This window comes from Adlercreutzia muris (assembly GCF_041223505.1).
GTDB lineage: Bacteria > Actinomycetota > Coriobacteriia > Coriobacteriales > Eggerthellaceae > Adlercreutzia > Adlercreutzia muris.
In genome coordinates this window covers 1-21630 of the sequence record NZ_JBCLQK010000010.1, presented here as the reverse complement: position 1 = coordinate 21630, position 21630 = coordinate 1, and the positions used below count along the sequence as shown (strand labels likewise).

At 66.8% G+C, this 21630-nt stretch carries 15 protein-coding genes; 8 read left to right on the top strand and 7 right to left on the bottom strand.

Annotated elements, in window-relative coordinates:
• Positions 1–16: 16 nt before the first annotated feature.
• Both trxB and trxA read right to left on the bottom strand, forming a co-directional pair.
• The gene (gene trxB, locus AAK988_RS09380; protein WP_135970439.1) at positions 17–970 is read right to left on the bottom strand and encodes a thioredoxin-disulfide reductase; all 954 of its coding nucleotides are present in this window, start codon (positions 968–970) and stop codon (positions 17–19) included.
• 234 nt (positions 971–1204) lie between these two features.
• Positions 1205–1513 carry a thioredoxin gene (trxA, locus tag AAK988_RS09375; RefSeq protein ID WP_135971559.1) on the bottom strand — a complete coding sequence of 103 codons (309 nt, stop codon included), beginning with the start codon at positions 1511–1513 and terminating at the stop codon, positions 1205–1207.
• Positions 1514–1738: 225 nt separating this feature from the next.
• On the opposite strand from trxA, the gene AAK988_RS09370 reads away from it, so the two are divergent.
• The 7 genes from AAK988_RS09370 to AAK988_RS09340 all read left to right on the top strand — a co-directional run bounded on the left by AAK988_RS09370 (position 1739) and on the right by AAK988_RS09340 (position 13289).
• The gene (locus AAK988_RS09370) at positions 1739–3127 is read left to right on the top strand and encodes a cation:proton antiporter (protein WP_135971560.1); all 1389 of its coding nucleotides are present in this window, start codon (positions 1739–1741) and stop codon (positions 3125–3127) included.
• 249 nt (positions 3128–3376) lie between these two features.
• Positions 3377–3889, top strand: coding sequence for a zinc ribbon domain-containing protein (locus tag AAK988_RS09365; RefSeq protein ID WP_135971561.1), 513 nt, complete (start codon positions 3377–3379; stop codon positions 3887–3889).
• A 212-nt stretch (positions 3890–4101) separates the two neighbouring features.
• The gene (gene thrS, locus AAK988_RS09360) at positions 4102–6021 is read left to right on the top strand and encodes a threonine--tRNA ligase (RefSeq protein WP_135971562.1); all 1920 of its coding nucleotides are present in this window, start codon (positions 4102–4104) and stop codon (positions 6019–6021) included.
• A gap of 91 nt (positions 6022–6112) precedes the next feature.
• The gene (locus AAK988_RS09355) at positions 6113–6490 is read left to right on the top strand and encodes a YhdT family protein (RefSeq protein ID WP_135971563.1); all 378 of its coding nucleotides are present in this window, start codon (positions 6113–6115) and stop codon (positions 6488–6490) included.
• The gene (gene panF / locus AAK988_RS09350) at positions 6483–8090 is read left to right on the top strand and encodes a sodium/pantothenate symporter (protein WP_262999839.1); all 1608 of its coding nucleotides are present in this window, start codon (positions 6483–6485) and stop codon (positions 8088–8090) included. The genes AAK988_RS09355 and panF overlap by 8 nt, the downstream gene beginning before the upstream one ends.
• 233 nt (positions 8091–8323) lie before the next feature.
• Entirely contained in the window at positions 8324–8458 is a 135-nt protein-coding gene (locus AAK988_RS09345; protein WP_262999841.1) for a hypothetical protein, read from the top strand.
• 238 nt (positions 8459–8696) lie between these two features.
• Positions 8697–13289 (top strand): hypothetical protein, encoded by a 4593-nt coding sequence (locus tag AAK988_RS09340; RefSeq protein ID WP_369880655.1) that lies wholly within the window; start codon positions 8697–8699, stop codon positions 13287–13289.
• A 181-nt stretch (positions 13290–13470) separates the two neighbouring features.
• Here AAK988_RS09340 and AAK988_RS09335 read toward each other — a convergent pair whose 3' ends face one another.
• From AAK988_RS09335 to AAK988_RS09315, 5 genes are all read right to left on the bottom strand, one after another.
• Positions 13471–16131, bottom strand: coding sequence for a valine--tRNA ligase (locus AAK988_RS09335; RefSeq protein ID WP_321194177.1), 2661 nt, complete (start codon positions 16129–16131; stop codon positions 13471–13473).
• An 81-nt stretch (positions 16132–16212) separates the two neighbouring features.
• Positions 16213–17616, bottom strand: a complete 1404-nt coding sequence (gene clpX, locus AAK988_RS09330) for an ATP-dependent Clp protease ATP-binding subunit ClpX (protein ID WP_135971182.1) — start codon at positions 17614–17616, stop codon at positions 16213–16215.
• 60 nt (positions 17617–17676) lie between these two features.
• Positions 17677–18309, bottom strand: a complete 633-nt coding sequence (gene clpP / locus AAK988_RS09325; RefSeq protein ID WP_117284827.1) for an ATP-dependent Clp endopeptidase proteolytic subunit ClpP — start codon at positions 18307–18309, stop codon at positions 17677–17679.
• A 310-nt stretch (positions 18310–18619) separates the two neighbouring features.
• Positions 18620–20023: a trigger factor gene (tig, locus tag AAK988_RS09320; RefSeq protein ID WP_263000153.1), complete on the bottom strand. Its 1404-nt coding sequence runs from the start codon at positions 20021–20023 to the stop codon at positions 18620–18622.
• Positions 20024–20236: 213 nt separating this feature from the next.
• Positions 20237–20773, bottom strand: coding sequence for a hypothetical protein (locus AAK988_RS09315; protein ID WP_135971180.1), 537 nt, complete (start codon positions 20771–20773; stop codon positions 20237–20239).
• A gap of 453 nt (positions 20774–21226) precedes the next feature.
• Between AAK988_RS09315 and AAK988_RS09310 the strand changes: the two genes are divergently transcribed.
• Positions 21227–21630 (top strand): MFS transporter (locus tag AAK988_RS09310; protein WP_369880654.1); only part of this gene is annotated, 404 nt, incomplete at its 3' end.

Below are 21630 nucleotides of genomic sequence, written 5' to 3'. Positions count from 1 at the left end.
AGGCCGGCAGGAAACCTTAGGCGTTCAGGAAGTCGGCGGCCGATTCGGCGCAGTTGGCCCCGTCGGCCACGGCGGTCACCACCTGGCGCAGCTCCTTGGTGCGCACGTCGCCGGCGGCGAACACGTCGGCGGTGGCAGTGCGCCCCGTGCCGTCGGCGATGATATAGCCGCCCGCATCCAGGGCCAGGGCCCCGCCGAGGAACTCGGTGTTGGGAGTGGTGCCCACGGCGATGAACACCGCCGACACCGCCAGGTCGCGCACGCCATCGGTCTTCTGGTTGCGAATGCGCAGGCCGCTCACGCGCGGCCGCTCGTCGTTCTCGGTCAGAAACTCTGTGGCCACGCTGTCCCAGCACAGCTCCACGTTGTCCAGCTCGGCCAGGCGCTGGTGGTAGATGGCCGTGGCCCGCAGCTTGTCGCGACGGTGCACCAGGTACACCTTGCGGCAGATGCGCGCCAGATAGATCACGTCGGCCACGGCGGTGTTGCCGCCGCCGATGACCGCCACGTCCTTGCCGCGAAAGAAGTTGCCGTCGCAGGTGGCGCAGTAGGAGATGCCGCGGCCGCGCAGCTCCTCTTCCCGGGGCAGCCCCAGCTGGGCCGCCTTGGTGCCCGTGGCCACGATGACCGTCTTGGCGAAGTAGGTGTTGAAGGGGGTGGTGAGCATGTTCGGCTCGGTGGTGAAGTCCACCGCGGTCACCTCTTCGGAAATGGTGCGGGCGCCGAAGGACGCGGCCTGGTCGTACATGTCCATGGACAACTCGAAGCCACTCGTTGAGCGGGTGTAGCCCGGGTAGTTCTCCAAATGCTCGGTCTGGGCGCACTGGCCCCCGGGCGAGAGCATCTCGAACATCGCGCAGTCAAGCCCGGCCCGCGCCGCGTACAGCGCCGCCGTGAGCCCGGCCGGCCCCGCCCCGATAATGGCCACATCGAGCACCTCGCGCTCCGCGGCCCCAGCTTGCTTCGCCATAAACGCCCTCCTTTCAGAAAAGGGCGACCGGAAGGCCGCCCCTAAAAAAATTACCATCTCACCCCATCGGTTCGCCCAAGGAAGTCAGCGAGGTTTCGACAGGTGCCTGGAATTGCCTTGAAGCGCGGCCGAGCGGCCTTCGCGCCGCGAGGGAAAGCGCTGAATGGCAAGGCCAGGTGCCTGTCGGAACCGCAGCATCGACGATCCCGTCGTTGCGTCACCAATGACGGAACTTTACAGCATCGCCAAGATGTTCTGCTTCGGCTGGGCGCCGAGGCGCTCGTTCTTGACCTGGCCGTTCTCGAAGACGATGAGGGTAGGCACGCTGGACACCTGGTACTTGAAGGCCAGCTCCGGACTCTGGTCGATGTCCACCTTGTAGACGGCCAGCTCGCCGGCCTTCTCCGCGGCGATCTCGTCGATGACCGGGGCCACCATGCGGCACGGGCCGCACCAGGTGGCGAAGAAATCCACGAGCACGGGGGTCTTCGCCTCGAGTACCTTGGTCTGGAACTCATCGACGGACTTGATTACCTCTGCCATGATAACCTCCTGGGAAGTCGGGTTTCTCGGGTGCGCGAGGGACCCGGCATGGGCCTGCGCGCTCCGAAGATTGTAGCGCGGAAGGGGTCGGCGGCCCCCGGCATGGGGAATCGTCAACCGATTGACACAGAAATGTACCACCGCCGATGGCGCCGCCCGGCCGCGCTGGGGCGGGTCGCGGTGTATCATAGGAGCCACGCAACCCCGCTAAAGATAAGGGCCCCTATGGTAACCGACCTCGTATCCCTCGCGATCATCGCGCTCATCGCCTTCGCCTGTCCCATTCTCTGCCGCCTCATTCCTAATAAGGCGGTGCCGGAGACGGTGCTCCTGCTGGCGGCCGGCGCCCTGTGCGGCCCCCATGTGCTGAACATCGTGCAGGTGACCGACGCCATGGCACTCCTGTCCGATTTGGGCCTGGCTTTCCTGTTCCTTTTGGCCGGCTACGAGATCAGCCCCAAGAACCTCACCGGGGCCGAGGGCAAGCGCGGGGCGGCCACCTGGGCCGTCACCTTCGCCGTCGCGGCCGTCGTGGTGGCGGCCTGGCCCTCGTTCTCGCTGTTTTCCGTGGACGGCATGGCCGTGGCCATCGCGCTCACCACCACCGCCCTGGGCACCCTGCTGCCCATTCTGCAGGAGCGCAAGCTCATGGACACGCGTATCGGCAGCGAGATTCTGGCCTATGGCACCTGGGGCGAGCTTCTGCCGGTGCTGGCCATGACCCTGCTCCTGTCCACCCGGGCGAAATGGGAGACCATGCTCATCCTCATGGCCTTCGTTGCCATCGCCCTGCTCACCGCCGCCGTGCCGAAGCGGGCCGAGCGGCTGGGCGGCTGGGTCTACCGCTTCGTGGTGGAGAACGCCAACACCAACTCCCAGATGCTCGTGCGCACGGTGAACCTGATGCTCATCGGGCTCACGGCCATCTCGGCCCTGTTCGACCTCGACATCGTGCTGGGGGCCTTCGCCGCCGGCTTCATCATGCGCTACCTCATCCCCGACGGCGACCCCACCCTGGAAATGAAGCACTCGGCCATGGCCTACGGCTTCTTCATCCCGCTGTTCTTCGTCGTGTCCGGCGCGAAGATCGACGTGACCGCCATCGCCGCGAACCCGGGGCTTCTGCTCATGTTCATCGGGCTTCTGCTGTTCGTGCGGGCCCTGCCCATCTTCATCTCCCTCAGCCTGGGGAAGACCTCCCGCGACATGACGGTGCCCGAGCGGCTGACCGTGGCCTTCTACTGCACCACGGCCCTGCCCATTATTGTGGCCGTGACCACCGTGGCCGTGGGCGCCGGGGCCATGGGCCAGGCCACGGCCAGCGTGCTCGTGGCGGCCGGCGGCATCACCGTGTTCATCATGCCGCTTCTGGCATCGCTCACGGCCCACTCGGTCAACGCCGATCTGGGGAGCGCCCTGCGGGAGATCCGCGAGCATCCCCGGGCCGTCGGGCACATCCTCGCCGAGCACCGCCGCCGCGAGCGCGAGCTGCACCGCCAGCTGAAGGAGCGTCTGCGCGCCGCGGGCCTTAGGCACAGCGACGTCTTCGACCTCACCGAGCGCTGCCCGGGCGGCGTGTGCCCCGTGCCCGAGGCCGAGGACGACGGCCGCTAGGAGGCACGGCCCAGCGGACCCCGAACCGCGACATGAGCCGAACCGCCGCGCCTCCACCCGCGATCCCGACGGCCCCGCGCCGCGCCGAATGGTGGGATATGCGGTACATTCGTGCAGCCTGCGGGAACGGTGTTTCTTTTTTGCTATACTATGTCACCGTGTCATCGAATGCGATGATCCGAGTTATCCGGGTTCTGCGGCCCCTCGCGACCGCCGCGGGCCCTCCGTCAGCGAAGAAGAGGTCATTCCATGAGCGAGCTTTTGTCCCAGCTTTGGACCCCGGAGCTGCAAGCTGCGTTTACCGTCGTGCTGGTGCTCCTGGTCATTCTGTACGTGCTCTCCATCGTGTGGGTGGTGCGCGACGCTTACCTGCGCGGCACCATGTGGTATCTATGGGCCATCGTGGCCCTCGTGCCGGTGCTCGGCGTCATCGCCTACTGCCTGCTCCGTCCGCCCCTGCTGCAGCTGGATCGCGACGAGCAGGAGCTGGAGATCGCACTCAAGCAGCGCCAGCTCATGAAGTACGGCGAGTGCGCCGCCTGCGGCTACCCCGTCGAGGCCGACTTCGTGCTCTGCCCGAACTGCCACACCCAGCTGAAGAACCTCTGCATGCGCTGCAACCACGCCCTGGAGCCCTCCTGGACCGTCTGCCCCTACTGCGCCACCCCCGTGGGCTCCGCCGCCCCGGCGCCTTCCTCCGGCAGCCGCCCGCGCCGCTCCTCGGGCCAGGGCCGCTCTTCCCGCGGCGGCGCGCAGAAGTAAGTCAGCGGTCGCGGTCGAGGGCCGCTGAGCGCGAACCCATCGGGAACCCCGCTCCCGTTCCACCCGATTGAAACGGAGTCGCCCCGGCGGCTCTGTTTTAATAGAAAGGGCCGGCATACAAGCCGGCCGTCACCCCATCGTCGCGGTAGTCAACGCCGCGGCGAAACGTGCGCAGGTGCTCTGTCTGCACCCGGCGCCAGAAAGGAAGCACTATGGAAATCGTTTTGCCCGACGGATCGAAGAAGGCCCTGGAAGAGGGCGCCACCGTCGCCGACACCGCCGCCGCCATCGGCGCCGGCCTCGCCCGCGCGGCCCTGGCCGGCATCGTGAACGGCACCCCCGTCGATCTGACCGCCCCCGTGGCCGACGGCGACACCGTGGCCATCGTCACCGCCAAGAGCCCTGAGGCCCTCGATCTGCTGCGCCATTCCACGGCCCACCTCATGGCCGCCGCCCTCACCGACCTGTACCCCGGCGTGAAGTTCGGCGTGGGCCCGGCCATCGAGAACGGCTTCTACTATGACGTGCGGCTGCCCGAGGGCGTCTCCCTCTCCCCCGAGGACTTCCCGGCCATCGAGGCCCGCATGGCCGAGATCGCCAAGGCCGCCCCGGCCATCGAGCGCGAGGAGGTCAGCCGCGAGGCGGCCCGCGCCCTGTTCGCCGACCAGCCCTTGAAACTGGAGCTCATCGACGAGCTGCCTGAGGACGAGACCATCTCCGTCTACCGCCTCGGTGCCTTCACCGACCTGTGCCGCGGCCCCCACATGCCCGGCGCCGACAAACTGGGCGCCTACAAGCTGACCAAGGTGGCCGGCGCCTACTGGAAGGGCGATTCCGACCGCGAGATGCTCACCCGCATCTATGGCACCGCCTTCTTCAGCAAGAAGGAGCTGGAGGAGCATCTGCACAACCTGGCCGAGGCCGAGAAGCGCGACCACCGCAAGCTCGGGCGCGAGCTGGGCATCTACATGATGGAGCCCATGGCCGGTGTGGGCCTGCCGCTCTACCTTCCCAAGGGGGCGCGGGTCATCCGCACCCTGCAGGAATGGCTGCGTCGCGACTTGTACGAGCGCGGCTACGAGGAGGTCATCACCCCGCACATCTACAACGCCGACGTGTGGAAGACGAGCGGCCACTACGGCTTCTACCACGAGAACATGTACTTCTTCCAGATCAACGAGGGCACCGAGGAGGAGCCGCGCTACTCCGAGTACGGCGTGAAGCCCATGAACTGCCCGGGCCACGTGCTGCTGTATAAGAACGAGCTGCACTCCTACCGCGACCTGCCGCTGCGCTACTTCGAGTTCGGCACGGTATACCGCCACGAGATGAGCGGCGTGGTGCACGGGCTTCTGCGTGCCCGCGGCTTCACCCAGGACGACGCCCACGTGTTCTGCACCAAGGACCAGGTGGTCGACGAGGTGGTGGCCATCCTGGAGCTGGTGGACTACATCATGGACACCTTCGGCTTCACCTACGAGGCCGAGATCTCCACGCGCCCCGACAAGTCCATCGGCACCGACGATATGTGGGAGCACGCCACCAACTCGCTCATGGAGGCCTGCAAGCAGCGGGGGCTCGCCTACGAGATCAACGAGGGCGACGGCGCCTTCTACGGCCCGAAGATCGACATCAAGGTGAAGGATGCCATCGGCCGCACCTGGCAGTGCTCCACGGTGCAGATCGACTTCAACATGCCCATGCGCTTCGGGCTGACCTACCGCACCGAGGACAACACCGAGGAGACCCCCTGGATGCTGCACCGCGCCATCTTCGGATCCATCGAGCGCTTCCTCGGCATCCTCATCGAGCACTACGCCGGGGCCCTGCCCCTGTGGCTCGCGCCGGTGCAGGTGGCCGTCATCCCCATCGCCGACCGCCACAAGGAGGCGGCGGCCGAGTTCGTCGGGGAGCTGAAGGCCGTCGGCGGCCGCGTGGAGTTCATGGACGCCAACGAGCCCATGAAGGTGAAGATCGCCAAGGCCCAGAGCCAGAAGATCCCCTACATGGTGGTCTTGGGCGACAAGGAAGTGGAGGAGCGCGTCGTTTCGGTGCGCGATCGGGCCGAGGGCGACCTGGGCCAGTGGGACCGCGCCAAGTTCCTGGACGTCATCCGGGACGCCGCCCTGTAATCGCTCACCAGATTCCCGCCCTTTGAGCGGCCGCAGCCAAGGCACCGGGGCTACACTGGCCTCGGTGCCTTTTTTCAAGGAGAGGAGCCCTATGGGCAAGAGGAAGTTCACGACTTACGCCGCGAAGATGCGGCAGGCCAACCGGGAGGCCCTGGCCACTGTGGCCGCCCTGGTCATCATCGCGGTTACCTGGCTGTCCTGGGGCATCGGCCTCGCCGACAGCGACATCGAGCTCTTCTCCACTCCGATCTGGATCATCGGTGGCTGCGTGGGCACCTGGCTCATGGCCGTGCTCGCCGCCCTCGTGCTCGGCTGCGGCGTCTTCGCGAACTTCAGCCTCGATGACGATGCCCCCGAGGACGGCACCGCCGCGGCTCCTGCGAGCGAGCGGGCGGCCGCCGGCGTGGCTGCGAGCGCCGTCACCGAATCCGCGCGTATCGAGGACGGCGAGGAGGTGCGCCGTGGATAGCTTCGATTGGGACGGTCTGCTCCTTTCCCTTGGCAGCGCGATGCACGAGGCGGCCGACGGGCTCGCGGCCCTCGCCGAACCCTATCTCGCCGACGGCACCCTGGCCGCCGCAGCGCCCCTGGCGCCGTTGGTCCTCTTCCTCTTCGTGACCCTCATCGCCGCCATCGTGGCACGGGTGCGCAGCCGCCGGGGCGCGGGCGACTTCGCGAACCGCTATTTCATCGGCAGCCGCGCCCTGGGCGGCTTCGTGCTGGCCATGACCACCATCGCCACCTACGGCTCGGTGAGCTCCTTCGTGGGAGGACCCGGCCAGGCCTGGAGCATCGGCTTCGGCTGGGTGTACATGGCCGTGGTGCAGGTGACGGCCCTCGTGCTGCTCTACGGCATCTTCGGCAAGAAGATGGGGCTTATCTCCCGCAAGTTGAACGCCGTGACCGTGGCGGACGTCATCCGGGCCCGCTACGGCTCCAACGCCCTGGCGAACCTATCGGCGCTGGTCATCGTACTGTTCTTCGTGGCCACCATGGTGGCCCAGTTCGTGGGAGGAGCCAAGCTCTTCGAGGCCGTGACCGGCTACTCCTACACCACCGGCCTGCTTCTGTTCGGCGCGGCGGCAGTTCTGTTCACCGTCATCGGGGGCTTCCGCGGCGTGGCCGTGACCGATGCGCTCTGCGGCATCATGATGCTCGTCGGCATAGCGGTCCTAGCGGGGGGCATTCTGGAGGCCGGCGGCGGCTACGAGGCCATCATGCAGTCCATCGCCGTCCATGAGCCTCAGATGCTCGAGCCCTTCGCGGGGGGCGCCATGCCGCCGTCCCTCTACCTGACCCAGTGGCTCCTCGTGGGCGTCTTCACCTTCGTGCTGCCCCAATCGGTGGTGCGCACCATGGGCTACCGCGACACCCGGGCCCTGCACTCCGCCATGATCTGGGGCACCGTCATCATCGGCGCCATGATGATCGGCGTGACGGCCCTGGGTGTGCTCACGGCCGGCGTGCTCACCGAGGACATCGCCGTCTACGGGGGCACCGTGGACGACATCATTCCCTCGGCCATCGTGGGCACCCTGCCGCCCGTGGTGGCCGGCATCGCCATCGTGGGGCCCGTGGCCGCCTCCATCTCCACGGTATCGTCGCTGCTCATCTCCTCGGCCTCGGCCATCGTCAAGGACGTGTGCCTGTCCGCTTGCGAGCGGCGCGGTATCGCCCCCAAGGACGGGAAGGTGGCCTTCTGGAGCCAGCTCATCACCCTCGGTCTCGGGGTCCTGGTGCTCGCCTTGGCTGTGGTTCCCCCCGATGTGATCTGGAAGATCAACATGTTCGCCTTCGGCGGGTTGGAAACGGCGTTCTTCTTCGTGCTGGTCTGCGGCCTGTTCTGGAAACGGGCCAATGCGCTGGGCGCCCTGCTTTCGCTCGCGGGTGGCACAGCGACCTACTGCGCCACCATGGCCCTGGGCTTCAAGGTGGCCGACCTGCACCAAATCGTCATCGGCATTGCCGTGGCGGGCGCGCTCATGGTGGTGGGCTCCCTTATCGGCAAGCAGAGACCCAGCGCCCGCCTGGATGTGTTCTTCCCGCAAGACGAACCCCCCGCCGCATAAGAGAGGCTCAGCCGGCAAGCAGCAGAGGGGCCGCTCGCGCAAAGGTTGCGAGCGGCCCCTCTGCTGCTTGCCGCCCTTTTCCTCTCCGGCAGACGGAACAAGTCCGACCGCGACGCTTGGGGTTGCGAAAAGCAGAGCGAAGGGGTATATTCGGCCACGGTATGCTGACAGGTCGGCAACGGTTCTGCGCACCCGAGGGGCGCGCGCCGGCCTGCGAGAGAAGGAGATCCGACATGAGAGAGAAGCGAGCGGTCTCGCTCCTGAGCCTCGGCCTGGCGGCCGCGCTCGCCTGCGGGATGTTCCCCGCGGCGGCCCTCGCCGAGCCCGAGGGCCAGGGCACGGAGACCCCCCCCCATCGAGTTTTCTGAGCCGGTAGGCGACGTATCGCCCGACGGCGGCCTTCCTTCCTCCTCTCCCCCGGACTCCCCGGACCCATCTTCCTCTTCCGACTCCCCAGCCTCCTCCGGCGAGGACGGCTCCCCTGCGGCCACCAGCCCCTCCGGCGGCGCATCGGCCGGCGGGGAGGACTCATCCCCCGGCGACGCACCGGGCTCCGCCGCCGCAACTGGCGCAACGACATCGCCCCTGGGCCGCATCACGGCCGGCATGGCCCACCTGACCGCCGGCGAGTCGGCATCGGCGACGGCCATCCCCGTATCCGACGGCGCGAAACCGGCTCCCGGCCCCGGCTCCTTCGAGCTGGGCGGGTTCACCATCTGGGGCGTCGACGGCGACGCGGTGACCGCCTCCGACTTCGCCTACGACGAGGCGGCCAAGACCCTCACGGTGAACACCGACAAGCACTTCGCCCTGCAAACGGACGACCAGACCATTGTCGGGAAAACGCCGTCGGAAGACAACGCCGCAGGTGTCCATGCGAAACCCAACACCACGTCTCTCGTCATTCCCGCAGGCCAAACGGCGAACATTACCCTGGCAGGCGTAGGTGTGAGGGCCGATAACCCTTTCGAGATCTCCAAAGGAGCGACCTGCAACCTGGTGCTCGCCGATCAGAGCTATAACTCCTTCGCCTCCACCGGCAACGTCAGAGCCGGCATCCACAATCCCACGGGAGCCACCCTGACTATCGATGACTCCATACCCAACAAAGATGCGAGCGGCAACCCCGTCGTTCCCGTCGATGGCCTCGTCCCGGCCGATCTCACCCTGGCAAACGGCATGAAAGTGAAAAAGGGCGATCCCCTCTCCTCCATGGATAGCAAAAATCCCGGCGTGCTCTATGCTCTTGCCGGTGTCACCGGAGATGGCAACGGAGCAGGCATTGGCGGCGAAAGCGACCGGATTGGCGGTGACCACGGCGAGGCCGGAGGATCGTTTACCATGTATGGCGGTATCGTGACCGCTCGCTGCTCGGCCAACAAGGCATCCCCCAGCACCCACTGTGGCGCGGGAATCGGGGGAGGCGGCTGGAGCGGCGACGGCACGGGTTCTAGCGAGTGGATCACCATCAACGGCGGCCGCCTGAGCGCCATCGCCGGGTACCACGGTGCCGGTATCGGCAGCGGCAATGCCGGCGCGACGGGCAACATTCGTATCAACGGGGGCTACGTCATCTCCAAGGGCGGCGACCACGGCAGCGGGTTCGGAGCCGCCTGCCAACCGGCCAACAGCTCCGCCTTCAAGATCGTCCTCACGGGCGGCACCCTCATCCCCTCAACCGTTAGTCCTCCCCTCATAAACTGCGGGGACATCGGCGCACCCGGTGCCGACATCACCATCACCGGCGGCTCCATCGGCAACGGCCGCAAGCCAGGCGATTTCTCCTTCGTGGGCAGCGCGCACAACGCCCAGGGCGAGCCCATCGAAATGATCCAGGTGGATCTCACCTCGGATGTGGGCGAGAACACCTACAAACTCACTGACTGGCAGCTCCTCGTTGACGGAGAACCTTTCGACTACGGCGCACCGGCCGAGTTCGACAAGGGGCACCTCTACCTCTGGCTCCCCCAGACAGTGAAGCAGAACAGCGAGGTCACCGTTAACTTCACCTACCTCGACACCAACAAGCTGGACGAGAACGGTAACCCCACCCCCGTAACACCGCTCCCGCTGTTCCGACCGCCCGACAGCCAGATGCCCCCGGATGCGCCCGATGACGGAAAGCTGCGCCGCTACGCCGACTTCACCCTGGATGACGACTACCTGGCATCTCTGAACAAATACTACGACGGCAAGGGCGCGCCCCTCTTCACGCTGCCCCTGCGCACCCCCGACGGCCGCAACCTCACCGACGCGGACGCCATCAAGTTCAAGTACCAGCGCCTCGACGATGCCGGTAACCCCGTCGGAACCGAGACGGACAACGGCGCCGACGTGGGCCGCATGCGCTTCACGGCCATCTCCACCCAGTACTCCAAGGACACCGCCAACAACTTCTCCGAAAGCTACTGGGGTCACCGCGCGGTCGGCGATTTCACCATCTCCCCCATCGCCTCCATCGTGCGCGACGTGAGAGCCGAATGGGTAGACGACAAGAAGCCCGGGCTCGTTCCTCACCCCTCCGACCAGGTTCTCCGCGTTGAGGCCATCATCGACCGAGCCCCCACGGTAGACGGCGAGCCGAATTCCGAGAAGACCAAGGGCACGTGCCAGGCGCCACGCGGCCGCGTGCAGATCTACGTCGATGGCGAGCCCGTCGGCGCTCCCGAGCCGCTCGTGTTCGCCGGTGACCTCAGTGAGGACGGCAAGCCAATCCCCGCTGGCGACCCCCGGATAAACGCCACCGTCGAGGACAACGGAGCCGGGGGTACCCGCACCCACTTCTCCCTTGCCCGCGCCGCCGCCACTTCCGACTTCCTCGTGCCCACCCAGGGCCAGGAAGGGCGCCATGAGATCTCCCTCCAGTTCCTCCCGCCCTCTGACGAGCAAGCGGCGGACGGCGTTCCCGCGAACTACCTCGAGAGCGCCAATCCCACCGAAGATCCCACGGTGCCCCGGGCCGAGGTGGCCATCGATCCCATCGATCCCAACCCCACCGCGACCCTGCCTCCCGACCCCGGCGCCGACCCGAGCGAGCCGCAGCCGTCCCTCGATATTGACTACGCTCACCCCACGCCCGACAAGCCCGGCGCCGACCCGTCCAAGCCTGGGGACAAGACCTACCACGGCGACCTCACCCTGTACTACAAGCAGCCCGACGGAACCGACCCCAACCCCGGTCGCGTGGAGATCAAGCTGGACACCCCCTCGTCGGGTCCCATCACAGTGACCACCGCGGACGGACGCATCGTCGAGGCCGAGATCGTCCTCGACGAAGACGGGAAGCCCCTGCGCGACGACGACGGAAAGATCACCCTTGTCGTTGATCCCGTGGCTGTGGGGTCCAGCGAGCTCGTCGTCAAGCAAGAGCCCAACGGCGCCTTCACGGGGAGCACCTTCGTCATCGACGTGACCGTGAAACCAGAACCGAAGATCGCCCCAGCCCCGGCACTGTCTAAGAGGGCCGAGAACCTCACCCATCCGAATGGCCCCACGCAGCCCGGCGACCGCATCCGCTACACCATCGAAGCCGCCAACAGCGCCGCCGGCTCGCTGTGGACCGATGCCGTGGTCACCGACCCGCTGCCCGCCTGCCTCGCGTTGGACGAGACAACCGTGCGCCTGGCCAACCCCTATCTGCCCCTCGATGGCCCGCTCGCCAAGACGGCGAGTGCTCGGCCCCAGGACACGGGCAAGTTCTCGCTGTCGATACCGGGAGCGGACGGCCGGCCCCTTCTCACAGTGCCCCTGGGAGCGGTACCTGGCAACGGCACGGCCACGGTCACCTTCGAGGCGGTTGTCCGCGACGCCCTCGACTTCGCAGATCCCGATGTCATCGACCTCGAGAACATCGCCTCGGCCACGGGCACGCGCCCCAGTCTGACCGACCCCGACAAGCCTATGGAAGACCCGGATCATCCCGGCGAGCCCCTTCCGGTTGACCCCGCCCCTACCAAGCCCGCCACACCGCCCGGTCCCGCCAGCGTCGTACCCGCCGACCCCGCCATGACGCTGGAAAAGTCCGTGGAGAACGTTACCGAACCCGAGGCCAAGGTGACGCGCCAGGGCGACATCTTGCGCTACACCGTGACGCTTGAGAACACCGGTGCTGCCGACAGCTGCCTGGTTAACGCCATCATATCCGATCCGCTGCCCGAGGGGCTGGAGCCCGTGGCAGGCACTCTGCGCCTCGCCGGGCCCGACGCGAACGGGAGCGGCAGCCCGCTGGTTGTATCCGACGATGCCTACGACCGGGCCAGTCGCACCATCGCCGTCACGGTCGGCGATGTGTGGGGCGGCCAGCGCTGGCTCCTCACCTTCGATGCCGTCGTCGGCGCTGAGGCCGTGGGAGCGGAGAGTGGCAATGTCGCTTTCGTCCACGGCACCGTGCCCTCCGTCGGCCCCGACGGCCTGCCGGGCAACCGTCCGGCCGGAGAGCCCGCCGCGCCGCCGAGCGGCGAGCCCGTGGGCAGCACCGACCCCGCCGAGCCCCCCATTCTCGTGGGCGATGATCCCGCCGATGGCGCGGTGTCCATCGTCAAGATGGCCGAGAACACTACGAGCACCGATGGCAAGACCCGCGTCGGCGATGTTGTGCGCTACCGCATCCAGCTAGCCAACGACGGGCCGGCGACCAGTTGGATGGACGTCGTCGTTCGCGACGACGTGCCGCGCGGCCTGGAGCCCGTGGCTGGCACCATCGCCCTCACTCTTCCGGACGGGCGCCAGATCGCCGTGGACGACGAGGCCTACAACCATGAGACCCGGCGCTTGTCCGTTGCCACCGGCCACCTCTATGGCGGTCGGACCGTCACCCTCGTGTTCGACGCCGTGGTAACCGCCGAGGCCGTTGGCAGCGACATCGGCAACGTGGCCGTCGCTCTGGGCATGCCGCCGAGTCGTTGGGACCCCGCCGTTCCCTTCCCCGAACCTGGCTCCCCCTTCGATCCAGATCAGGGCTGGGACGCCTTCGACGAGAGCCGCGAGACCGTGGCGAGTCCGGCCGCCTACCCGCCTGGCGTCACGGCCGCTGGGGGCGTTCTCGACGGCACGGCCGACGAAGGCACCACCATCCGGCACGCGCGCCTCGCCCAGACCAGCGACACCCTGGCCCTCGCCGCTCTGCTGCCCGTCGCCGCCCTGCTGGCTGCCGGGGCCGCCCTCCTCGCCAGCCATCGCCGTCTGCGCCGCGTCGGTTAGGGATCGCCGCCCAGAGACCCGCGTCCGCAAAGTTGGCCGAGAACGAGAAAGGACCCTACGGGTCCTTTCTCGTTCTCGGCACGGCTCTCGATGATTCTCGGCACGGTCCTCGATGATGCAGCGGTGCAGCACATCGGTGGCCCAGAGACGGAACTCCACGCCGCCGCTGCGTTGCAGCCTTTTACCCCAGCTCGGCCAGCTGGGCCTCGATGCGCGCCAGCTTGTCGGCCAGATCGGCCAGCTTCGCCTTGTCCTTCTCCACGATCTCCGGCGCGGCCTTCGCCAGAAAGCCCGGGTTCGAGAGCTTCTTCTCGAACTTGGCGACGTCCTTGGCCAGACCATCGCGCTCACGGGCCAGACGCGCCCGCTCGGCATCGAAGTCCACATGGCCCGCGAGCACGATGTACACCTCGAGCCCCGAACCGAGCACCACGGCGCTCTCGGCGGGCTTGGATGCCTCCACAGCCACCTCGAGCTCCTCCACATTGGCCAGCTGGCCGATGAGGTGCGCTTGGGCCAGCAGCAGGGCCGCGTCGGCCTCGGCCGCCACCTTCACGGCCACGGGCAGGGCCACCTTCGGCGAGATGCCGTAGCGCGAGCGGGTGGAGCGCACCGCGCCCACCACCTCGCACACCATGGCAATGGCACGTTCAGACTCCTCGTCCACGAAGCGGCTGAGCTCGGCGGCATCGGGCCACGACGCCACGATGAGCATGGGCGCGGCGGCGTCGCCCTTGGGCATCTCGCCGTAGACCTCCTCGGTGATGAACGGCATGATGGGATGCAGAAGGCGCAGAATCTGCCCCAACACGAACACCAGGTTGCGCTGGCAGGCGGCGCGGTCGGCCGGATCGGCGTCGTCGGCCAGGCGCGCCTTGGAGAACTCGATGTACCAGTCGCAGAACTCGTTCCACACGAAGCTGTACAGCTCGCGGGTGATCTCACCGAACTCGAAGTTGTCGTAGGCCGCGTCCACCGCCGCCACGACCTTCGCCAAGCGGGAGAAGATCCAGCGGTCGGCCGGCGTGACCGGCTCGGGCGCGCCGGGCTCGTATCCCTCCAGGTTCATGAGCACGAAGCGGCTCGCGTTCTTCACCTTGTTCGCGAAGTTGCGGGAGCTTTCCAGCTTGGCCTCGTTGAACTTCATGTCCTGGGCGCCGGTCACCTGCATGAGCAGGCCAAAGCGCATGCCGTCGGCGCCGTAGTCCTCCATGAGGCGCAGCGGGTCCACGCCGTTGCCGCGGCTCTTGGACATGGGCTTGCCGTCGGCGGCCATGACCGTGGGATGAATGATGACGTCCTCGAAGGGAATGGTGTTATCGCAGCAGTACATGGAAGCCATGACCATGCGCGCCACCCACAGCCCCATGATGTCGCGGGCCGTGGAGAGCACCTGGGTCGGATAAGCCGTGCGCATCTGGGGCGCGTCCATGCCCTCTTCCGTCCAGCCCATGGTGGCAAAGGGCCACAGCTGGCTGGAGAACCAGGTGTCCAGCACGTCGTCGTCCTGGCGTACCGGCGCCCCGCACACCGGGCAGACCTCAATCTCGTCCACCGAGGCGTCCTCCCAGCCGCACTCATCGCAGTAGTACATGGGAATGCGGTGGCCCCACCACAGCTGGCGCGAGATGCACCAGTCCTTCAAATTCGCGAGCCAGTCCAAATACACTTGCTTCCACCGGGCCGGGTGGAACTGGATGGAACCGTCCTCCACCACGCGGGCGGCGGCCTCCTTCAGGCCGTCCACGGCCACGAACCACTGCTCGGATTCCCAGGGCTCCAGCTTGGTGTGGCAGCGGTAGCAGGTCATGACCGAATGGTCGTGGTCCTCCACATGATCGAGCAGGCCGAGCTCCTCGAAGGCGGCCACCACGGCCTCGCGGGCCTCGTCGCGGTCCATCCCCGAGAACTTCCCGTAGCCTTCCACCACGTGCGCCGTCTCGTCGAAGATGTTGATGCGGGGAAGCCCCGCCTTCTCCCCCATGGCCCAGTCGTTGGGGTCATGGGAGGGGGTCACCTTCACGCAGCCGGTGCCGAACTCGGTGTCCACATGCCAGTCGGCGAAGATGGGAATCTCGCGATCCACCAGCGGCAGCTTCACCGTACGCCCAACCAAATGCCCGAAGCGCTCGTCCTTGGGGTTCACGGCCACGCCGGTGTCCCCCAGCATGGTCTCGGGGCGCGTGGTGGCCACGACCAGGTACTCTAGACCGTCCACGGGCTCGGTCAGGGGGTAGCGCAGGTACCACAGATGCCCCGCCTCGTCCACGTACTCGGCCTCGTCGTCGGCGATGGCCGTGGTGCAGCTCGGGCACCAGTTCACGATGCGCTTGCCCCGGTAGATGAGCTTGTCGCGGTACCAGTCCACGAACAGCTTCCGCACGGCGCGCACGTAGGAGGGCTCTAAGGTGAAGTGCTCGTCGGAGTAGTCGCAGGAGCAGCCCATGCCCTTGATCTGGTTTACGATGGTGGTGCCGTACTCCTCGCGCCACTTGTAGCATTCCCCGATGAAGGCCTCGCGGCCGATCTCCAGGCGGCTGATACCAGCCTCGGCCAGGCGCTTGTCCACCTTGGTCTGGGTGGAGATGCCCGCATGGTCGGTGCCGATGATCCAGCGGGTCTTAAAGCCGCGCATGCGGGCGCGACGGATGCAGGCGTCCTGGATGGTGTCGTTCAAGGCGTGGCCCATGTGCAGCACGCCGGTGATGTTCGGCGGCGGGATGACGATGGTGTAGCTCTCGCCGGCATGCTCGCCGAAGCCCGGCGTGCGCTGGAAATAGCCGGCGTCCTTCCATGCCTCGAAGATGGGCCGCTCCATGGCGGCGTAGTCGGTCTGGGTCATCCTCATCCCTTCTCTGCGAAATCGGTGGGTACGGAAAACGACGCCGGCGCCCCCACGGACGCACGGCGCCGCCCATAGCTGCTAGGAAGCGTGCAGGGCTCCCTCGATGTTGGCCCGGGGCTTGATGACCGGCTTCGTCTCGCCGGTGATGTCGCTGGCCCGCACGGTCACCTGGGAGGCGCCGTCGAACTCGGGCAGGTCGTACATCACGTCCATGAGCACGCGCTCGCAGATGGAGCGCAGGCCGCGGGCTCCGGTGCCGTGCTCGACGGCCTCGTGGGCGATGGCCGTCAGCGCCGCCTTGTCGAAGGCCAGGCGGCAGTCCTCGAACTCGAACATGCGGGTGTACTGCTTCACGAGCGCGTTCTTCGGCTCCACGAGGATGCGCACGAGGTCTTCCTCGGACAGCTCGTTCAGCGACGTGATGACCGGGATACGGCCCACGAACTCGGGGATCATGCCGTACTTGTTCAGATCCTCGGGAAGCACCTGGCGCAGAAGCTCGGCCTCGGACTCCTTCTTGGAAGCGGCCAGCTCGCTCGCGAAGCCCAGCGAGGTGGTGCCCACGCGGCTCGCCACGATGTCGGCCAGGCCCACGAAGGCGCCGCCCAGGATGAACAGGATGTTCGTCGTGTCGATGGGGATGAGCTCCTGCTGGGGGTGCTTGCGACCGCCCTGGGGCGGCACCGAGGCCTCGCAGCCCTCGACGATCTTCAGCAGGGCCTGCTGCACGCCCTCGCCGGATACGTCGCGGGTGATGGAGAGGTTCTCGGCCTTGCGGGCGATCTTGTCGATCTCGTCGATGTAGATGATGCCGATCTCGGCCCGGGGCACCTCGAAGTCGGCGGCGGTGATGAGCTTCAGCAGGATGTTCTCCACGTCCTCGCCCACGTACCCCGCCTCGGTGAGCGTGGTGGCGTCGGCGATGGCGAAGGGCACCTGCAGGGTGCGGGCCAGGGTTTGGGCCAGAAGCGTCTTGCCCGAGCCCGTGGGACCGATGAGCATGATATTGCTCTTGGCCAGCTCCACGTCGCCCTCGGCGGCCGCCTCCCCCATGGAGATGCGCTTGTAGTGGTTGTACACGGCCACGGACAGGGCCCGCTTGGCCTCCTCCTGGCCCACCACGTGCTCGGACAGCCGCGCGTACAGCTCGTGGGGCGTGGGCAAGTCCCCCAGCACCTCGGCCGGCGAGGGGCCGTCGTCGACCACGGGGCTCTCCTCGCGGACCATCTCGGCCTCGGGCGGATTGCCCCAGCGGCCCCAGCCCCCGCCGAAGCGGCCGTCATCGACCGGCTCGAACTCCTGGGCCATGGTGTAGCCCATGTCGCGCATCATGGCATCGGCGCATACCGAGATGCACTCGTCGCAGATGTAGATGCCGTTGGGGCCAGAGATCATGGCGTTGACCAGGTCGCCGGTCTTACCGCAGAAGGCGCAGGTGTAATCGCCCCGATGGGGGTCGTAGGGATGATGATGGTTGTTCATGGCTTCCTTTTCAGGTTCCTCGCTCGTTCGGCTTCGCGGTGCATCGGGAAGCGATGCGCGCTATTCGCCCTTCTTCTGGCCGGGCATGGCGCCGTGGTGGTAGATGATCTCGTCCACGAGGCCGTACTCCTTGGCCTCCTCGGCGGTCATGTAGTTGTCGCGCTCGGTGTCCAGCTGGATGCGCTCGATGGACTGGCCGGTGTTCTCGGACAGGATCTTGTTCAAGCGCTTGCGGGTCTTCAGCATGAAGTCGGCCACGATGGCGATCTCGGTCTGCTGGCCCTGGGCGCCGCCGAGCGGCTGGTGGATGAGCACCATGGAGTTCGGCAGCACGAAGCGCTTGCCCTTGGTGCCCGAGGACAAAAGCACGGCGGCCATGGAGGCGCACTCGCCGATGCAGATGGTGGACACGTCGCACTTGATGAAGTTCATGGTGTCCAAAATGCCGAGACCGGCCGTGACCGAACCGCCCGGGGAATTAATGTACAGGGAGATGTCCTTATCGGGATCGGTGGCCTCCAGGTGCAGCAGCTGGGCCACCACGGAGTTGGCCACATGGTCGTCGATCTGCTCGCCGAGGAAGATGATGCGGTCGTTCAGCAGGCGACTGTAGATGTCGTAGCTGCGCTCGCCCCGCGGCGACTGCTCGATGACGTAGGGGATGAGGGCGTTGCTCGCGCGTTCGATGCCCATGGGTGCCTCTCTTTCGCAAATAGGGCCGCATAACGCGGCCTGTCCATAGTTCAGAACTATATTGCTATACATCCGTTCGCAATGCAAGGGGAACGGGGAAATGAACACAGCAGCGGAGGTTGAGTGTAGAGGGAGTGCCCGGTGTTCTGACCGAGCGAGTTCCGCAGCGACTGCGACAGTCCAGTGGACTGTCGCACAAAGCGAGGACTGTCTGAGCGAATCAGAATACCGGGCGGTCCCGACCCGGAAGATTCGCCACGAAAAAGGGCGGGGTCTCCCCCGCCCTTGTGACTCGCGATGCGAAGCGCCGTTACTCGGCGGCTTCCTCGGCGTCGTCGGCCTTCTTGGCGGCCTTCTTCTTCGCCGGCTTCTTGGCGGCCTTCTTCTCGGCAGCGGCCTCGGCGGCGAAGTCCTTCTCGGTCACCTTGGCGTTCTCCATGAGGTCCTCGATGGCCTTGGTGCGCAGAAGGCCGGTGCGGATGAGGTGCAGACGGCCCGCCTCGCGCCACTCCTTCTCCAGAGCCGCGGGATCCTCCACGCCGGTCTTGGCGAACTCGGCGGCCACTTCCTCGTCGGTGACCTCCATGCCGGCATGGCGGCCCCAGGCCTCAAGGGCGAGCTGCTCCTTCACATGGTCGGCGGCCTGGGCCTTCAGATCGGCCTTGAACTGATCGGAGGTGATGCCCTGGCTGCCCAGGTAGGCGTCGAAGGTCATGCCGGCCTGCTGCAGCTGGGTGAAGAAGTCCTGGAGCAGCGAGGTCTCGGCCTCGGCGGCCATGGCCGCGGGCACCTCGGCGTCGATGCGCTCCAGCAGCTTGGTCATGATGGCGTTCTCCTTGATGCGCGGCATCATGGCGCCCTTCTGCATGTTCAGCGACTCGGCGATGCGCTCACGCATGTCGGCCACGGACTCGAAGCCCATGGTGTCCTTCGCCCACTCGTCGGTGATCTCGGGGGCGGCCTTCTTCTTCACCACGGTGCAGGTGACCTCGAAGTTCACCGGCTTGCCGGCCTGGTCGGCCAAGAGCACGGCGGTCTCGTCGGCGGGCACCTCCAGGGTGAACTCCTTGGTCTGGCCCTTCTTCATGCCCATGATCTCGGCATCGAAGGCCTCAGAGAGCATGCCGGTACCCGGGCCGTACAGGCGGGACTCGCTCGTGATGGCGGCGATGTCGTTGCCCTCGGCGTCGGTGGCCTTGATGGCCAGGTCGGCGTAGTTCTCCGGCTTCAGCTTCGTGGCGGCGGAAGCGTCCTCGAAGGTGGTGTAGTGCTCGGCCATGGCAGACACCTGGTCGTCGATCTCGGCCTCGGTGGCCTCGGCGAAGGGCAGCTCGATCTCGACGGCATCGTAGCTGGAGAGCTCCACCTGGGGGCGCAGGTCGATGGTGAAGGAGAACACGTAGGGCTTGCCGGCCTCCACAAGCTCGGTCTCGTCCATGGTGGGGCCGGACACGGGGCTGAGGCCCTCGGCGTCGATGGCGGCGGCCCAGGCGCTGTTCAGCACCTCGTCGGTGACGGTGGCGCGCACGGCCTCGGCGCCGAGCGCGTTGTCGATAACCGGGCGCGGGGCCTTGCCGCGGCGGAAGCCCGGGAAATTGTACTTGCGAGCGAAGTCCTTGTAGGTCTTATTGATGCGCCCGTCGATATCGACGGCATCAACGGTCACGGTGACTTTGGCCTTGTTGCCCTCAAGGGACTCAACGTTTGTTTCCACGAATAATTCCTCCATCGTTTCCTGACACGGCGCGGGATGCTTGCGCCCGCGCGAACACTTCCTCGGCGATCCGCCAGGCGGAATCCCGCGGAAGCGCACAGCTGCCCATTATGCCACAACCATCACACAGTGGCTACACATCGCCCGAACCATGACACAAAAAAGAGACGCGGGCAGGACGCCCGCGCCTCTAAGAGTCATTGCATCGGCTCCTTAGGCCTCGCTCTTGCCGGAGCGCACCACGTAGCAGATGGTGAAGTAGCCGGCCACACCGCCTGCGCACGCGCAGACGACGCCTTTGAGCAGCATCATGGCCGTGACCGTAAGCGGCAGGGGCAGAAGCACGCAGGCGAAGGCGCCCACGCCCATGAGGGTGACGGTGGCCGCCACGGTGGTGACGAGCAGCGCCGGGGCGTAGCTGGCCGGCACGAGGGAGGCCGCCCCGCCGAGGTTGGCCGCATTGGGGCCGGCGAAGACGTGCTTGCGCAGGTCCATGCGGGTGAGCGGCACCACGATGACGAACAGCAGAAGGCCCAGGAGCACGCCGGTCAGGGCGAAGTCGTGGAAAATGTCGGCGTGGCCGAGCAGGGCCTCGGGCTCGCCCATGTGCAGCAGGTAGAAGATGACGGCGTTAATGATGCCGTTGATGACGCCGTAGCCGATGATGCACTTGTTCAGCAGATAGGAGTTGAAGGGCTTCGCGGGACGCGCCGGAGTCGCCGCGCCCGAGCTTGCCACTGACTTTGCCATGGGTGTTCCTTTCCTCGAGAACCGCTGGCCCGCATCGGCGATAGCAGCCGGAGCGGGGCCGTCTGACGCTTCCATTATGGGAGGGCGCCGCCGCCTCTGCGGAAGAACCCTTACCGCTGTTACGGAAGGGTGGGCGGCGGGGCACTTTCGCCGCCGTTGCGCCACAGAGGGGGAACCGAGTTGTTTCCAAACCGTTTTACCTGGGGAAATACGGGGTCGCTGCGGCGAGGGATCCCTACAGGGGGCTCCCCGGCCGCGCAAGCCCCTTGCCGCTGCTGCGGTAAAGCTTCTGCCATGGCCGCCGAGGCGGCGGTACTACGATGGCGGCGACGGAGGGGGCGGCCGTTCGGGTCTCTCGTCTCGCAGGGCTCGCGCCCGCGCGGCCCGAGCAGCCCCCTCCCGTGCGCCGAGGAAGGCGCATGGCATATCGGTTCCGATAGAAGGAGGAAATCTATGACCAAAGACAAGGCAAAGCAAGTCGAGGGAGGTGCGGAGAAGTTCCTGGTGCTGCCCATCCTGGTGCTCATCATGGCCCAGATGGGAACCTCGGGCGACAACGGCGCGCTCGGCCTGGCAAACCAGCAGCTGGTCGACGTGCTGGGCGCCACCACCCCCGACATCCAGCTGGCGAACATGGTGTACTCGCTCATGGCCGGCGCCTTCATGGTGGCGGGCGGTCTGATGGGCACCATCATCGGCTGGCGCACGAACTTCCGCATGGGCGCCGCCCTCTGCGCGGCCGGCGAGCTTGTCATGGCGCTGTCGCCGAACATGACCGTGTTCATCTGGGGCGGCCGCATTCTCGTCGGCTTCGGCGCCAGCTTCATGATCCCCTCGGTGCTGGGCCTTATCCCCTT

What these genes read in the sequence shown, in the direction of transcription:
- trxB (WP_135970439.1), bottom strand. Translation starts at nt 970, where the DNA reads ATGGCGAAGCAAGCTGGGGCCGCGGAGCGCGAGGTGCTCGATGTGGCC.
- trxA (WP_135971559.1), bottom strand. Translation starts at nt 1,513, where the DNA reads ATGGCAGAGGTAATCAAGTCCGTCGATGAGTTCCAGACCAAGGTACTC.
- AAK988_RS09370 (WP_135971560.1), top strand. Translation starts at nt 1,739, where the DNA reads ATGGTAACCGACCTCGTATCCCTCGCGATCATCGCGCTCATCGCCTTC.
- AAK988_RS09365 (WP_135971561.1), top strand. Translation starts at nt 3,377, where the DNA reads ATGAGCGAGCTTTTGTCCCAGCTTTGGACCCCGGAGCTGCAAGCTGCG.
- thrS (WP_135971562.1), top strand. Translation starts at nt 4,102, where the DNA reads ATGGAAATCGTTTTGCCCGACGGATCGAAGAAGGCCCTGGAAGAGGGC.
- AAK988_RS09355 (WP_135971563.1), top strand. Translation starts at nt 6,113, where the DNA reads ATGGGCAAGAGGAAGTTCACGACTTACGCCGCGAAGATGCGGCAGGCC.
- AAK988_RS09345 (WP_262999841.1), top strand. Translation starts at nt 8,324, where the DNA reads ATGAGAGAGAAGCGAGCGGTCTCGCTCCTGAGCCTCGGCCTGGCGGCC.
- AAK988_RS09340 (WP_369880655.1), top strand. Translation starts at nt 8,697, where the DNA reads ATGGCCCACCTGACCGCCGGCGAGTCGGCATCGGCGACGGCCATCCCC.
- AAK988_RS09335 (WP_321194177.1), bottom strand. Translation starts at nt 16,131, where the DNA reads ATGACCCAGACCGACTACGCCGCCATGGAGCGGCCCATCTTCGAGGCA.
- clpX (WP_135971182.1), bottom strand. Translation starts at nt 17,616, where the DNA reads ATGAACAACCATCATCATCCCTACGACCCCCATCGGGGCGATTACACC.
- clpP (WP_117284827.1), bottom strand. Translation starts at nt 18,309, where the DNA reads ATGGGCATCGAACGCGCGAGCAACGCCCTCATCCCCTACGTCATCGAG.
- AAK988_RS09315 (WP_135971180.1), bottom strand. Translation starts at nt 20,773, where the DNA reads ATGGCAAAGTCAGTGGCAAGCTCGGGCGCGGCGACTCCGGCGCGTCCC.